Here is a 13,910-nt window from a genome sequence, read left to right as displayed (position 1 = left end):
GGTCAGAAATGTTATTTTAATATAATTCAGATTATAATAAAAATTCAGATAAGTACTTGAAATCATATACTATATCATATATGATAGTTGTAAATTAACGGTTATAATATAAGATTTTCGTAGACTGATTGTAAGTGAATACTTACTAATACAGTTATAAATTAATCGTTTCTTTGTAAGCGCTTCCAAGTTAACCTTTTATTCTTTATTCATTTTAGGCATTCAGTTGAGTTACTTAAAATATACATGAAGTAGGTGATACTTAATGAAACGTGGATTGAACTTAGGTAGACAAGAAACGATAGAGATAACTGTGACAGAGGATATGTTTGCATCATTTGAGGGAGTAGTCGTACATCCGGTCTATTCAACAGTTGCAATGACCTATCATATGGAATGGGTTTCTCGAAAAATCATTCTTCCATTTTTGGAAGACTATGAAGAAGGAATGGGTGCATCCGTGCAGCTGAAGCATCTTGCCGCAGCACCACTTGGATGTACTGTTATCTTAACTGCAACGTTAATAGAGCTTCGCGACAACAGAGTTATAACAAAAGTCACCGCAGAAAATCACTTGGGGATTATCGGACTAGGTGAAGTGACACAAGTCATATTACCAAAGGAAAAAATTGCGATGAGACTGAAAGAAGCTTCATCCAAAAAAGAGATAATGTAAGGTAGATCCGAAGGGGGAAAATCTTTATATGCTAGCTGAGAGAATGTCTATGACAAAGGAATTTGAACTTTTTGAACAAATGAGTGAGCATGAACAAGTCGTTTTTTGTAATGATCCTTCAACAGGCTTACGTGCAATTATTGCCATCCATAATACAACGCTTGGACCAGCACTCGGTGGATGTCGTATGCAACCATATAGCAGTGTGGAAGAAGCGTTAGAGGATGTTCTTCGCCTTTCAAAAGGAATGACATATAAATGCGCCGCTGCTGATGTCGATTTCGGGGGCGGAAAAGCAGTTATAATCGGTGATCCTAAATCGGACAAATCACCAGAATTATTTCGTGCATTCGGTCAATTTGTGAACTCACTAGGTGGCCGTTTTTATACAGGAACAGATATGGGAACGACGATGGATGATTTTATTCACGCGATGAAAGAAACGAACTTCATCAATGGTCTTCCAGAAGCTTATGGAGGTGGTGGGGATTCATCCATACCTACAGCTGCAGGAGTTCTTAATGGTATTAAAGCAACCAATCAGATGCTATATGGTAATGATGCATTAGGTCCACGTGTTTATTCCATTCAAGGTCTCGGAAAGGTTGGATTTAAAGTTGCAGTTGGATTGCTGGAAGCAGGTGCTCATATTTATGTAACGGATATTAGTGAGGAAAGTTTGCGAGCAATCGAAGAAGTAGCAGTAAAAACAACAGGCACAGTTCAACGGGTTGCAAAAGAAGCTATTTATTCGCAAAAAGCGGATATTTTCGTTCCGTGTGCATTTGGAGGGGTTATTAACGACACGACAATTCCTCTGTTTAAAGTTAAAGCAATCGTAGGTGCAGCTAACAATCAGTTATTAGATGCTAGGCACGGTAAGATGTTGCAGGATAATGGAATTTTATATGCACCGGACTATATCGTGAATGCTGGTGGTCTCATTCAAGTGGCGGATGAATTATATGGCTTTAATGCGGAACGTGTACTTGCCAAAACGAAACATATATACGATGCGGTTTTGGAAGTGTACAAAGAAGCAGTGAGTAGTGGAAAAACAACGGAGGAATCGGCGAATGCGATGTGTGAGAAAAGAATAGCAAATCGAGGGAAACGTAATAGTTTTTACTCAGTACCTCTGAAACCAAAGTGGTCCATTCGCAAACAATCCTGATAGGAGGCAAGTTAAATGGAACATCACTATCCTATAAAAAGAATCATAGACAATCAAGGCTTTCTTGTTGATGAGAGCTTGGAAAAACAGATAGATGAACAATTGGTTAAAGACCTTTATTATCACATGTTAAGAATACGTACATTTGATAGAAAAGCAATTAACTTGCAGCGACAAGGACGTTTAGGAACGTATGCACCTCTTGAAGGGCAGGAAGCAGCTCAAGTTGGTAGTTCACTTGCATTAAGTCCTGCTGACTGGGTTTTTCCAACTTATCGCGATCATGGTGCGACCATAACATTCGGAAAAAGTATGATGCGAACATTTTTATACTGGAACGGCAGAGTGGAAGGGTGTGTAGCTCCTGGAAATAGGAATATTTTCCCTCCAGCTGTTCCAATTGCAACTCAACTCCCCCATGCCGCAGGAGCTGCCTGGGCTGAAAAGAAAAGAGGAACACAAAATATTGCAATTGCTTATTTCGGAGACGGTGCTACTTCAGAAGGGGATTTTCATGAAGGATTGAATTTTGCGAGTGTATTGAAATTACCAGTCGTCTTCTTTAACCAAAATAATGGTTATGCGATTTCAGTTCCGATTGAAAAACAAATGAATTCTGCAACGATCGCACAAAAATCTGTTGCCTATGGTATTCCAGGGGTCCGGATCGATGGGAATGATTGTTTTGCCGTTTATTTTGAAACCAAAAATGCTTTTGAACATGCAAGAAGTGGAAATGGCCCAACATTAATAGAAGCAGTTACTTGGCGAAAGGGTGCCCATACGACTGCGGATGATCCCTCGAAATATCGTCCAGAAAAACAAGGGGAGGATATAGTTGATCCTCTTATACGATTAGAATTGTTTATGAAAAATTACGGCTACTGGAATGAAGATTGGATTCAAGCTACGAATGAAAGAACAAGTAGTGAAGTAGAAGCGGCTGTTGAAGAAATGGAAAAGTTCCCACCGCCAAACGTAGAAGACGTTTTCGATCATGTATACGCTGAAATGCCAGCTCAACTTGCTGATCAAAAAGAAGCATACCTTGACTATTTGGGGAGGCAGTGATTAATGGCACAAATGAAAGAGTTAAGTCAAAAAAATGAAACGACAAAACAGCTCACGCTAATTCAAGCAATCAATGAGGCTATGCGTTTGATGCTAGAAGAGGATGAGCGAACCATCATACTCGGAGAAGATATCGGTAAAAATGGAGGCGTGTTCCGTGCAACAGAAGGACTCCAGGAAGCGTTTGGTGATGACCGAGTAGTCGATACACCGCTTTCAGAAGCAGGAATTATCGGTACGTCCATTGGCCTTGCAGTGAATGGTTTTAAACCGGTTGCAGAAATTCAATTTCTTGGTTTTATCTATCCCGCATACGAACAGATTATGACGCATGTCTCCCGTATTCGAATGCGGTCAATGTCGCGTTTTACGGTGCCTATGGTTATCCGTGCACCTTACGGAGCGGGAATTCGTGCGCCTGAAATACATTCTGACAGTACAGAAATCTTATTTACACATATGCCAGGCATCAAGGTTGTTTGTCCTTCTAATCCATACGATGCAAAAGGATTATTGATAGCAGCAATGGAAGATCCAGATCCGGTGCTCGTTTTGGAGCCCATGAAAAACTATCGTGCCAAGAAAGAAGCAGTACCTGTTGGAAAATATACTGTGGAAATTGGTAAAGGAAAAATAGTACGTGAAGGAACGGATGTCACGCTTATTGCTTGGGGCGCTATGATTTCAATCGCGGAAAAAGCAGCAGAACAAGTGGAGAAAAAGGGGATTAGTTGTGAAATTATCGATCTGCGAACATTGTATCCAATTGATCGTGACATGATAGCGGAGTCCGTGCAAAAGACAACGAGAGCAGTCATCATACATGAAGCGCATAATACGGGGGGGCTGGGAAACGATATTGTGTCGATTATTAACGATACATCTTTTCTTTATCTACGAGCTCCAATAGAACGAGTTACCGGATTTGACGTACCGGTTCCATTCTTTACATTAGAAGAACATTATCTACCAACACCAGCACGCGTGGTTGAAGGAATAGAAAAAGTGGTTCATTTTTAAGGAGGAAATGGAATGTTCGAAGTAAAGTTACATGATATCGGGGAAGGAATGACGGAAGGGGAAGTGATCCATTACTTAGTTAAAGTTGGAGATTCGGTTAGGACGGATCAGCCGCTTGTCGAAGTACAGACGGACAAAATGGTCGCTGAACTTACTTCGCCCTGCTCAGGTTTCGTGAAAGAAATTCGAATTGAGGTAGGTGAAACCGTCAAGGTCGGAACAAGTCTACTCTACATTGAAGCAGATGAAGTTGCTCGAACTGAACAAAAAGCTCAAGTAAATTCGCAACAATATATGGAGAAGAAAGCGATTCCTGAGATGAACAAGGACTTAAAAGCTCTGCCCATTTCTTATAAGCGAGTACTCGCTGCACCATATACACGGAAAATTGCGCGCGACAACAACATAAATCTAGAGGATGTAAAGCCGACTGACCCTTCTGGAAGAGTAACAGAAGAAGATGTTTTCCGATTTATTAATGAATTGCAAACGAACGAGACTGCTGGGAAGAGTGTGGAGCAAGAAGTTGTTGTTGTTCAAGAAATCCCAGATGAAATCCCATATAGAGGGATACGCAAAAAGATTGCAGAAAAGATGAAGAAATCACTCTATACCATTCCTCATGTCACGCATTTCGATGAAGTTAATATGACAAACCTTTTTGAAATGAAGGAGCAGATGAAAATTGCTGGTGAATCTGTCAGTATTCCAGCATTTCTTATAAAAGCACTTGTTATTTCATTGAAGGATTTTCCGATTTTCAATGCTGAGTTGGATGAAGAAAATAGTCGGATACTCCTCAAGAAGAATTATCATATTGGCATTGCCACGAACACAGAAAGTGGACTTATTGTCCCTGTACTCCATGATGTCGATAAGAAATCAATTAAACAGATTAACCAAGAAGTCAAAGGATTAACAGAAAGAGCAATCGCTGGTAAATTACAACCGTATGAAATGCAAAATAGTACATTTACGGTGAGTAATGTTGGGCCATTAGGTAGTACAGGTGCGACGCCAATTATCAACTATCCAGAAACAGCTCTTATTGCTTTTCACAAAACGAAAAAACAACCCATCGTTAATAAGTTTGATGAAATCGTTATCGGCCATATCATGACACTTTCCATGGCATTTGACCACCGTGTTGCGGATGGAGCAACGGCTGTTAAATTTACAAACCGTTTTGCGAGCCTGATTGAACAGCCTCACAAACTGATGATGGAGATGATATAAAATGGTTGTTGGGGAAATCAGTCAGGAACGAAATCTAATTATTATTGGAGGAGGGCCAGGAGGTTACAGTGCTGCGATACGGGCTGCACAGCTTGGTCTTTCGGTCACGATCATTGAACAGGCTCATATGGGTGGTGTTTGTTTGAATGAAGGATGTATTCCATCTAAAATATTTACACATGCAGCAGCTAAACGCTCAGAAAGCGCTCATTTACAAGATCTTGGAATTGGAAATTCAGATAACCTATTCGATATGAAAAAGCTAAGTGATTATAAGTCTAAAGTCATCCATCAGCTTCGGTCTGGTGTAGAAAGTTTATGTAAATCAAACAAAATTGAAATAATCCGTGGGAAAGCTACTTTCCTTGCTATAGACAAAATTGGTGTAGTAAATGGTCATCAATTCGATATTTTTGAATTTGAGCAAGTTATTATCGCAACAGGAAGTTCCCCGAGCATGCCAGCTCCTTTTATAGACAAAGGGGAAAGAATTTTATTTCCACATGAATTATTTACATTGGATCAGTTACCGGAACACCTTATTGTAAGAGGCCAAGATTACATTGCCCTTGAAGTGGCTTCTAGTTTTGCGGCATTAGGGACACAAGTCAGTGTGGTTATAGATTACAAAGCTGGCTTTCCTTTCGATGAATCCATTAATAAAGAGTTAAGCCGCTTATTTAAAAAGCGAAAAATTAAAGTGTATAAAGAAATGGAATTAATTTCCTTTGACGAGACGAAAGATGGCATTTCGATATCGTTCCTAACAGATAAAAATGTAGAAGAATCAATAAGTGGATCTCATTTATTCGTTTCCGGAACAAGGAAACCCAACTTAGATTCTCTAGGAATAAGTCGTTTCGGAATTGCGAAAACAAATGAGGGCTTTATAAAGATAGACGTAAATATGCGATCATCGATACCTACCATCTATGCAGTAGGTGACGTAACGGAAGGTCCAATGCTCGCAGTTAAAGCAATCAAACAAGGAAAAGCTGCCGTAGCATCCATTGCAGGAGAACAAACAGAAGTAGACCCTACATTTATACCAGTTGTTGCTCATACCATTCCTCCAGTCGTATCTGTGGGGCTTACGGAACAAAGTGCACGGGATTACGGATTGGCTATTCGTGTCAGTCAATTTGCTCTTGGTACCAACGGTTATGCAGCCATTACTGGTAAAAAGGATGGGTTAATTAAAGTTATTTCGGATTCAACAACAGAGATAATACATGGGATTCATATGATTGGTGAAGGGGCTGTTGAAATGTCAGGGTCCTTTGTCCAGTTGCTAGAAATGGCCGCAAAAGAAGAAGACGTTAAATTCCCCCACTATGCACATCCAGCATTTAATGAAGCTCTACTTGAAGTGGTAGAGGGGTTAATCGGTCAATCCATTCACTCTACCAATGTTAATAAGGCTGAATATATTAAAATCTAATAAAATAACTCTATCAAAGTAGTGAAAGAAAATGTATAATAAACAAATTAATAATCAGAACATTCTAAATGATTTGAACTGGTCTTTATTAAGTTAGTAGTAAATGTATCGGCGCATTGGGTTCAAATAACTACTAAATAAAACAGCTTAAAGAGGGGGAAATGAAATGAAGAACAGATGGAAAAAAATGTTGGCTGTAATTTTCAGTACAACATTAGTACTTGCAGCATGTGGTGATGGAGGAGATAAGGAAGCATCCTCGAAAAAATATAAAATAGGTGTAACCCAAATAGTAGAGCACCCATCACTCAATGCAGCATACGACGGCTTTAAAAAGGCTTTAGAGGACGCAGGAATTGATGCAGAATATGATGTTCAAATTGCACAAGGGGATAACAGTGCCAATACGACAATTGCGACAAATCTTGTGAGTGAAAATGTGGATCTAATATTTGCCAACTCAACTCCTAGTGCTCAGGCAGCAGCTAGCGCTACATCAGAAATTCCAATCGTTTTCACTTCCGTAACAGATGCAGTTGGAGCGGAACTGGTTGACTCAATGGAAAAACCAGGAGGCAATGTAACAGGTACAATTGATGCACATCCAGATGCAATTTCTAATACAATGACGTTCCTGAAAGATGAATTAGGAGCAAAAAATGTTGGAATGGTATTTAACTCTGGAGAGCAAAATTCACGAGCTCAAGTAGATGCAGTAAAAGAAATGTTGAAAGAGATGGATATGACTGTTGTGGAAGCGTCTGTTGCTACTTCTGCAGATGTAAAACAAGCGACTGAATCATTGCTAGGTAAAGTTGATTCTATGTACATCATTACAGATAACACGGTTGTTTCCGCACTTGAATCTGTTATTTCAGTCGCAAACGAAAATAAAATTCCAATGATGGTAGGCGAATTTGACTCTGTTAAACGAGGTGGCTTAGCAGCATACGGATTTGAGTATTTTGATATTGGTTACGAAGCTGGACAAATGGCAGTTAAAATCTTAAAAGGTGAAAGTAAACCAGCTGATTTACCTGTTCAAATTCCACAAAAATTAAAATTGATCATGAATAAAAACACAGCATCCACAATAGGACTCGACATCAAAGACGAATGGAAAGCTGAATTTAGCGAGTAATTAGGAGGTGGTTCTACATGTTTTCAGCAGTATTTGGCTCTGTGGAGCAAGGAATCATCTATGCAATTATGGCACTTGGCGTGTATATTTCATTCCGAGTGCTAGATTTTCCGGATTTAACAGTAGACGGAAGTTTTGTAACTGGAGCTGGAACTGCTGCCACGATGATTATCTTCGGATATCATCCGGCAGTAGCTACAGCAGTAGCCATAGTTATTGGCTTTCTTGCTGGATGTGTTACCGGTCTCCTACATACAAAAGGGAAAATTAATGCACTTCTATCTGGGATATTAATGATGATCGCGCTATATTCCATAAATTTACGCATAATGGGACTCACCTCTCCGAATTCCATTGGTCGTCCAAATATACCTTTATTAAATGCTGAAACAATATTTATTCAGTTCCAAACCGTTTGGGGTAATTTAGGTATCGACAAGGCCATTACGAATTTTTTAAGCATGCTGGGTTTTCAGTACTTACCTTCAACTTGGGGTACTTTATTCATCATGACTATTATTGTTTTGATTATTAAACTTGTCGTTGATTGGTTTTTGAAAACCGAAGTAGGTCTTGCGATAAGAGCTACTGGCGATAATAAGAAAATGATTCGAAGCCTATCTGCTAATACAGACACGCTTGTGATTCTTGGTCTTGGCTTCTCAAATGCACTTGTTGCTTTTTCTGGAGCCCTGATCGCTCAGTATGCAAAGTTTGCGGACATCGGAATGGGAATTGGGATGATTATTATCGGACTGGCTTCTGTCATTATTGGTGAAGCGATATTTGGTACGAAAACGATTGTCCGAACAACATTTGCTGTAATTGCTGGAGCCATTATTTACAGAATTGTACTTGGCCTCGCCCTTAGAGTGGACTTTCTTGATACGGGAGATATGAAACTAATTACCGCTGTCATTGTCATTTGCGCGCTTATCTTGCCCCAGTTCTTTGAAAAGAAGCGGGAAAAAAATAGGAAAGCTAAACGCCATGCGGAAAGATTAGTCGAGGAAAAACATTTGCTAATGAAGGAGGGGAATGCCGTTGCTAAAGCTCAGTCAGATTAATAAATTGTTTAATGAAGCAACACCTGATGAAAAAATTGCATTGGATCAAATCAATCTGCAGTTAAATCCTGGTGATTTTATGACTGTGATTGGAAGCAACGGTGCTGGAAAATCAACTATGTTGAATATGATTTCTGGCGCTCTTTCTCCTGATTTTGGTGTAATTGAAATTGCTAATAAAGACGTTACAAAAATGCCGGAATATAAGCGTTCCCAGATGATTGGGAGGGTATTTCAAGATCCAATGGCAGGGACCGCTCCTTCGATGACGATTGAGGAAAACTTGGCAATGGCTTATTCACGAAACAAAAAACGCACATTAAAAAAGGGCGTTGACAAGAAACGTCGTGAATTTTTCCGTGCATCACTTGAAGCGCTTCATTTAAACCTGGAAAATCGATTGAATGCAAAAGTAGGAATGCTTTCTGGTGGGGAGAGGCAAGCACTTTCTCTATTGATGGCTACCTTTACACAACCGTCTATTTTACTTTTGGATGAACATACTGCCGCACTAGACCCATCGCGAGCAGAATTGATTACGAATTTAACGAAGCAGCTTGTGGAAAAGGACCAGCTAACGACTCTTATGATTACTCATAATATGCAACAAGCGCTAGACTTAGGGAACAGGCTTATTATGATGGATAAAGGTCAAATCATTTTAGAAATAGAAGCAGAAGAAAAGAAAAAATTAACCATTCCCAAACTGATGGATGAATTCCAACGGATTCGTGGCGAGAAATTAACAAGTGATAAAGCATTGTTATCCATATAGTAATTTGTTTCAGTTTGTGTTAAATAATGGACAACTAAATAAGGGTATTTTGAGAATATAGTTTCTGAAATGTAGGGGTACCTCTTTTAATAGTTTGTGGTTTGAAAACTTCATCCTAGAAGAAGGGTGCCCTTTTTTGTATCGTACTTAGTATTTCTTAGGAAATATAGTTGTTTCGCTATTGAAAATTAGCCTGGCAGCTGAAGGAGTGAAACGTATGACCAGGGCGAGGATCAAAGTGTTAGGGGAACGGAATTTAGCATTAGTGGATGTGCATGCAGGAACTAATACAGTTGTTTTAGGGAATAGGGTGTTGAGTGTTAATGAAATACAGTTCGACAACCCGATTATAGGTACAGTTTATGGGACGTTACTGAACTATAAGGGGGCTCTTGAAAAATTAGGAGATGCTGTAAATGACAAACCATATGGTTCGCCGCCACTCGCTCCTATTCTTTATATTAAACCAGCAAATACCTTTAAGCATTATGGTGCAGCAATCCCCATGCCACCAGGGATAGAGAAATTGGAGATTGGCGCAGCACTTGGATTAGTAATAGGGAAGCTAGCAGTTGCAGTCGATGAAAAGAATGCACTAAATTACGTGGCAGGCTATACGATCGTAAACGATGTCAGCGTACCAAATGAAAGCGTTTACCGACCAGGAGTTCAACATAAAGCACGTGATGGATTTTGTCCGATCGGACCATGGATTATAGATTGTCATGAAGTAGAGAATCCAGATGATTTAGCCATTCGTGTCTTTATCAATGGTATACTCCAGCAGGAAAATTCGACTTCCAATTTGATCCGTTCGGTATCTCGCCTACTTGCAGATGTCACAGAGTTCATGACATTAAGCCCTGGAGATGTATTACTAGTAGGAGTCCCTGAAGACGCTCCACAAGCAAAGGTAGGAGATAAAGTTCGCATCGAAATAGCTGGGATTGGGAGCTTAGAAAATGTGATTGTGGATGAAAGTGAAATCAATGGGAGGGGGAAGATATGAGAAAAGCGCGGATTGCATATGGGGGTGCCATTCATGAAGCGATTGAATGGGAAGGGCGACTTAAGTTAGATGATGGGCGAATAGTAGAAGCGAATAAAGTAACCTGGCTAACACCGATTGTGCCGCGTACCGTGTTTGCATTAGGACTGAACTATGCGGATCATGCAGCAGAACTGTCTTTTGATGCCCCATCGGAACCACTTGTCTTTTTAAAAGGACCGAATACGTTTATTGGGCATCAAGCATATACGCGTCGTCCTGCAGATGTCACCTATATGCATTATGAATGTGAACTAGCTGTAATTATCGGGGAAACAGCTAGACATGTGAAAAAAGAAGAAGCATACAAATATATTAAGGGGTATAGTGTAGCAAATGATTATGCCATCAGAGATTATTTAGAAAATTATTACCGTCCTAACCTTCGAGTGAAAAATCGTGATACCTGTACACCATTCGGACCATGGATCGTCGATGCAACAGATATCGAGGACCCAATGAATCTAAAGTTGACGACACATGTCAATAATAAACTGGTTCAAGAAGGAACAACAGCGGATATGATCTTTGATATTCCAGCGCTTATTGTTTATTTAACTAGCTTTATGACATTGAGTGAAAATGATGTCATTCTTACAGGCACTCCTAAAGGATCAGTGGATACTACCGTTGGAGATGTTGTTGTCACGGAAGTGGAAGGAATTGGTCGCTTAGTAAATACCATAATCGGAGATGATTCCTTTGCAAATCGATAGTGGAAAAGGGGGGGAGTTTTTTGCCGCATTTTATTGTGGAGTACACGGATAACATTAAAGATGAAGCCAATCTTGCAAAGTTACTAGAGGAAATCCATCGAGTTTTGATTGCACGAGCCCCTATTTTTCCAATAGGAGGTCTTCGCTCAAGAGCGATTGAATTAAAAGACTATCGAGTGGCGGATGGAGCCGAGGATGATGCATTCGTCCATGCAGTGTTAAAAATTGGAGCAGGACGTTCCGAGGAAATAAAGAAAGAAGTTTGTCATACGCTATTTGAAGTAATGAAAGATCATTTCTCCGAGCTAATGTCCAAACGATACTTAGCATTGTCCATGGAACTTATTGAATTTAGTGAAGCTGGAACCTATAAACAAAATAATATTCACACAAGATTTAAAAAGTAAACTGTGAAATTATAACTATAATCATATATTATTTCATATATCATTATACATTTGGAGTTCTGAAAATTATGAAAACACTATTTTAACATATCAAATAGCAATTAGAGGAGGGAATAGAATGGGCGCAAGAACGGGGAAAGAATATATCGAAGGCATTAAAAAGAGGAATACGGAAGTATGGATTCATGGGGGAAAAGTAGAAGACGTAACTACACATCCTGCATTTAAAAATGTAGTTGAAAGCGTTGCAGGTCTTTATGATTTACAGCATGAGAAGCCGGAAAAAATGCTATATACCTCACCGACATCTGGTAAAAAAGTGGGGCTATCTTTTATTGCTCCTAAAACAAAAGAAGATTTGTTTAAAAGACGTGAAATGCATACAGAATGGGCAACTTTTTCAGGTGGGATGATGGGACGTTCCCCAGACTACTTGAATACAAGTATTATGGCCTTCGGAACTGCTAGCCAGTTTTTTGCGCAAGAGGGCGGTGGAAGTGAGCAATTTGCTAAAAATGCTGCAGATTACTATGAATATGCTCGAGAAAACGACATTAGTTTAACCCATACTTTAATTCATCCTCAAGTAAATCGATCAATGTTAACGCAAGCAGAGCAAAAAGATCCATTTCTATCAGCACGTATAACAAAAAAGACCCCAGACGGAATTATAGTGAATGGTTGTCGTCTCCTGGCAACATTAGGTGGTATTACTGATGAACTCGTCGTATTTCCTTCTACTATAAATAGAACACCAGGAACTACAGATGATCCATTCGCATTTGCGTTTGCAATTCCAAATAATACAACGGGTTTGAAATTCTTATCTCGTGAATCATTCGACTATGGAAAAAGTAAATGGGATCACCCATTAGGAGCTAGGTTTGATGAGAGTGATGCAATTATTTCATTTGAAGATGTATTAGTTCCATGGGAAAGAGTATTTGTATGTGAAAGTACAAATATATGCAACCGTACGTATGCCGAGACAAATGCGGTTATACACATGACGCATCAGGTTATTTCGAAAAACGTCGTAAAAACCGAATTTGTCTTAGGTGTCGTTATAAGCATGATGGAAGCGATTGGTATCGACCAATTCATGCATGTGAAAGAAAAAGCAAGTGAAATCATGGTTATTTTAGAGGTTATGCGCTCTCATATATTCAGAGCGGAGCATAATGCCAAAATCGATCAGTATGGTAATATGACGCCTGACTTTGAACCATTAAATGCAGCACGTAACTGGTTCCCAAAAATGTATCAGCGTATGAATGAAATCATTAAAATTCTAGGGGCTTCCGGATTAATGGCACTACCAACCGAAGCCGACTTTAGCAATTCCGATGTTGGTCCGTTAGTCCATCGTTACACACAAGGTGCAAATATAAATGGTGAGGAAAAAGTACAGTTATTCCGCTTAGCATGGGATATATCCATTAGTGCTTTCGGAAATCGCCAAGCACTTTACGAATACTATTTCTTTGGGGATCCTGTGAGAATGTCGAATGCTTATTATGATGGATTTGATAAGCAACCTTATAAAGATATGGTGACAAACTTTTTAAATAAAGCCAAAAAGGAAGCGGGCATATTCTAAAATCAAGTAAATGTCTCCTAAAAGTAGAGAGGTGGATGCATGATGCAGCAAGAAAATCACGAGATTGATGATCGGTTATTCCGAAATGCGATGGGCAGTTTTTCAACAGGTGTAACGGTCATTACAACAAAAGTAACGGAAGAAATTTATGGCATGACTGCGAATGCTTTTATGTCCGTTTCTCTAAATCCAAAGTTAGTAGCAATTAGTATCGGGGAAAATGCAAAAATGCATCAGCATATAAAAGTTTCGAAGCAATTTGCTATTAATATGTTATCTACTAACCAGCAAAACGAATCGAAGCAATTTGCAGGTCAGATAGGTGCAAAATCTAACATTACATTCGCATCTTTTAAAAGCTTGCCAATTCTGGAAGATGCAATAGCAGTTGTTACATGTGAACTGCATAGCGAATATATAGTCGGAGACCATACCATTTTTATTGGTAAAGTGACTGGAGTAAAAATGAATCAAGGAGATCCTTTATTATTTAGTCAAGGAAAGTATCGCGAACTAAAAGAGCTAGAGAGGGAGTAGA

The 13,910-nt window shown here is 39.4% G+C and carries 14 protein-coding genes; all 14 read left to right on the top strand.

The genetic code is table 11. The annotated features are described in order from the left end of the window. Positions 1-265: 265 nt before the first annotated feature. The 14 genes from MHH81_RS10660 to MHH81_RS10595 all read left to right on the top strand — a co-directional run bounded on the left by MHH81_RS10660 (position 266) and on the right by MHH81_RS10595 (position 13,909). A complete protein-coding gene (locus tag MHH81_RS10660; RefSeq protein ID WP_340920921.1) occupies positions 266-676 on the top strand; it encodes a thioesterase family protein in 411 nt (136 codons plus the stop codon). 28 nt (positions 677-704) lie between these two features. Further along, entirely contained in the window at positions 705-1,850 is a 1,146-nt protein-coding gene (locus tag MHH81_RS10655; protein WP_340920919.1) for a Leu/Phe/Val dehydrogenase, read from the top strand. Between the two features lie 15 nt (positions 1,851-1,865). Continuing rightward, positions 1,866-2,921 (top strand): pyruvate dehydrogenase (acetyl-transferring) E1 component subunit alpha, encoded by a 1,056-nt coding sequence (pdhA, locus tag MHH81_RS10650; protein ID WP_340920916.1) that lies wholly within the window; start codon positions 1,866-1,868, stop codon positions 2,919-2,921. 3 nt (positions 2,922-2,924) lie between these two features. Continuing rightward, on the top strand, positions 2,925-3,941 hold the full coding sequence (locus MHH81_RS10645; protein ID WP_445678088.1) for an alpha-ketoacid dehydrogenase subunit beta: 1,017 nt from the start codon (positions 2,925-2,927) through the stop codon (positions 3,939-3,941). Positions 3,942-3,953: 12 nt separating this feature from the next. Next, positions 3,954-5,177 (top strand): dihydrolipoamide acetyltransferase family protein, encoded by a 1,224-nt coding sequence (locus MHH81_RS10640; RefSeq protein WP_340920913.1) that lies wholly within the window; start codon positions 3,954-3,956, stop codon positions 5,175-5,177. Position 5,178: 1 nt separating this feature from the next. Further along, on the top strand, positions 5,179-6,618 hold the full coding sequence (locus tag MHH81_RS10635) for a dihydrolipoyl dehydrogenase family protein (protein WP_340920912.1): 1,440 nt from the start codon (positions 5,179-5,181) through the stop codon (positions 6,616-6,618). Between the two features lie 166 nt (positions 6,619-6,784). Further along, a complete protein-coding gene (locus tag MHH81_RS10630) occupies positions 6,785-7,759 on the top strand; it encodes an ABC transporter substrate-binding protein (protein ID WP_340920910.1) in 975 nt (324 codons plus the stop codon). Between the two features lie 17 nt (positions 7,760-7,776). Continuing rightward, on the top strand, positions 7,777-8,826 hold the full coding sequence (locus MHH81_RS10625; protein ID WP_340920908.1) for an ABC transporter permease: 1,050 nt from the start codon (positions 7,777-7,779) through the stop codon (positions 8,824-8,826). Further along, positions 8,804-9,601 (top strand): ABC transporter ATP-binding protein, encoded by a 798-nt coding sequence (locus MHH81_RS10620; protein WP_340920906.1) that lies wholly within the window; start codon positions 8,804-8,806, stop codon positions 9,599-9,601. The genes MHH81_RS10625 and MHH81_RS10620 overlap by 23 nt, the downstream gene beginning before the upstream one ends. Before the next feature lie 217 nt (positions 9,602-9,818). Continuing rightward, positions 9,819-10,610, top strand: a complete 792-nt coding sequence (locus MHH81_RS10615; protein WP_340920904.1) for a fumarylacetoacetate hydrolase family protein — start codon at positions 9,819-9,821, stop codon at positions 10,608-10,610. Next, positions 10,607-11,365, top strand: a complete 759-nt coding sequence (locus MHH81_RS10610; RefSeq protein ID WP_340920902.1) for a fumarylacetoacetate hydrolase family protein — start codon at positions 10,607-10,609, stop codon at positions 11,363-11,365. Before MHH81_RS10615 ends, MHH81_RS10610 begins: the two co-directional genes overlap by 4 nt. Before the next feature lie 20 nt (positions 11,366-11,385). Then, entirely contained in the window at positions 11,386-11,772 is a 387-nt protein-coding gene (locus MHH81_RS10605; RefSeq protein ID WP_340920900.1) for a 5-carboxymethyl-2-hydroxymuconate Delta-isomerase, read from the top strand. 118 nt (positions 11,773-11,890) lie between these two features. After that, on the top strand, positions 11,891-13,372 hold the full coding sequence (gene hpaB, locus MHH81_RS10600; protein WP_340920898.1) for a 4-hydroxyphenylacetate 3-monooxygenase, oxygenase component: 1,482 nt from the start codon (positions 11,891-11,893) through the stop codon (positions 13,370-13,372). A 42-nt stretch (positions 13,373-13,414) separates the two neighbouring features. Further along, positions 13,415-13,909 carry a flavin reductase family protein gene (locus MHH81_RS10595; RefSeq protein WP_340925218.1) on the top strand — a complete coding sequence of 165 codons (495 nt, stop codon included), beginning with the start codon at positions 13,415-13,417 and terminating at the stop codon, positions 13,907-13,909. Position 13,910 lies beyond the last annotated feature (1 nt).

This window comes from Psychrobacillus sp. FSL H8-0484 (assembly GCF_038005325.1).
Lineage (GTDB): Bacteria > Bacillota > Bacilli > Bacillales_A > Planococcaceae > Psychrobacillus.
The sequence above is the reverse complement of the archived record's forward strand: the minus strand, read 5'-3'. Positions and strand labels throughout refer to the sequence as shown.

Excerpts from the sequence above, each read along its gene's own strand:
- MHH81_RS10660 (WP_340920921.1), top strand. The coding sequence starts at position 266 with ATGAAACGTGGATTGAACTTAGGTAGACAAGAAACGATAGAGATAACT.
- MHH81_RS10655 (WP_340920919.1), top strand. The coding sequence starts at position 705 with ATGCTAGCTGAGAGAATGTCTATGACAAAGGAATTTGAACTTTTTGAA.
- pdhA (WP_340920916.1), top strand. The coding sequence starts at position 1,866 with ATGGAACATCACTATCCTATAAAAAGAATCATAGACAATCAAGGCTTT.
- MHH81_RS10645 (WP_445678088.1), top strand. The coding sequence starts at position 2,925 with ATGGCACAAATGAAAGAGTTAAGTCAAAAAAATGAAACGACAAAACAG.
- MHH81_RS10640 (WP_340920913.1), top strand. The coding sequence starts at position 3,954 with ATGTTCGAAGTAAAGTTACATGATATCGGGGAAGGAATGACGGAAGGG.
- MHH81_RS10635 (WP_340920912.1), top strand. The coding sequence starts at position 5,179 with ATGGTTGTTGGGGAAATCAGTCAGGAACGAAATCTAATTATTATTGGA.
- MHH81_RS10630 (WP_340920910.1), top strand. The coding sequence starts at position 6,785 with ATGAAGAACAGATGGAAAAAAATGTTGGCTGTAATTTTCAGTACAACA.
- MHH81_RS10625 (WP_340920908.1), top strand. The coding sequence starts at position 7,777 with ATGTTTTCAGCAGTATTTGGCTCTGTGGAGCAAGGAATCATCTATGCA.
- MHH81_RS10615 (WP_340920904.1), top strand. The coding sequence starts at position 9,819 with ATGACCAGGGCGAGGATCAAAGTGTTAGGGGAACGGAATTTAGCATTA.
- MHH81_RS10610 (WP_340920902.1), top strand. The coding sequence starts at position 10,607 with ATGAGAAAAGCGCGGATTGCATATGGGGGTGCCATTCATGAAGCGATT.
- hpaB (WP_340920898.1), top strand. The coding sequence starts at position 11,891 with ATGGGCGCAAGAACGGGGAAAGAATATATCGAAGGCATTAAAAAGAGG.
- MHH81_RS10595 (WP_340925218.1), top strand. The coding sequence starts at position 13,415 with ATGCAGCAAGAAAATCACGAGATTGATGATCGGTTATTCCGAAATGCG.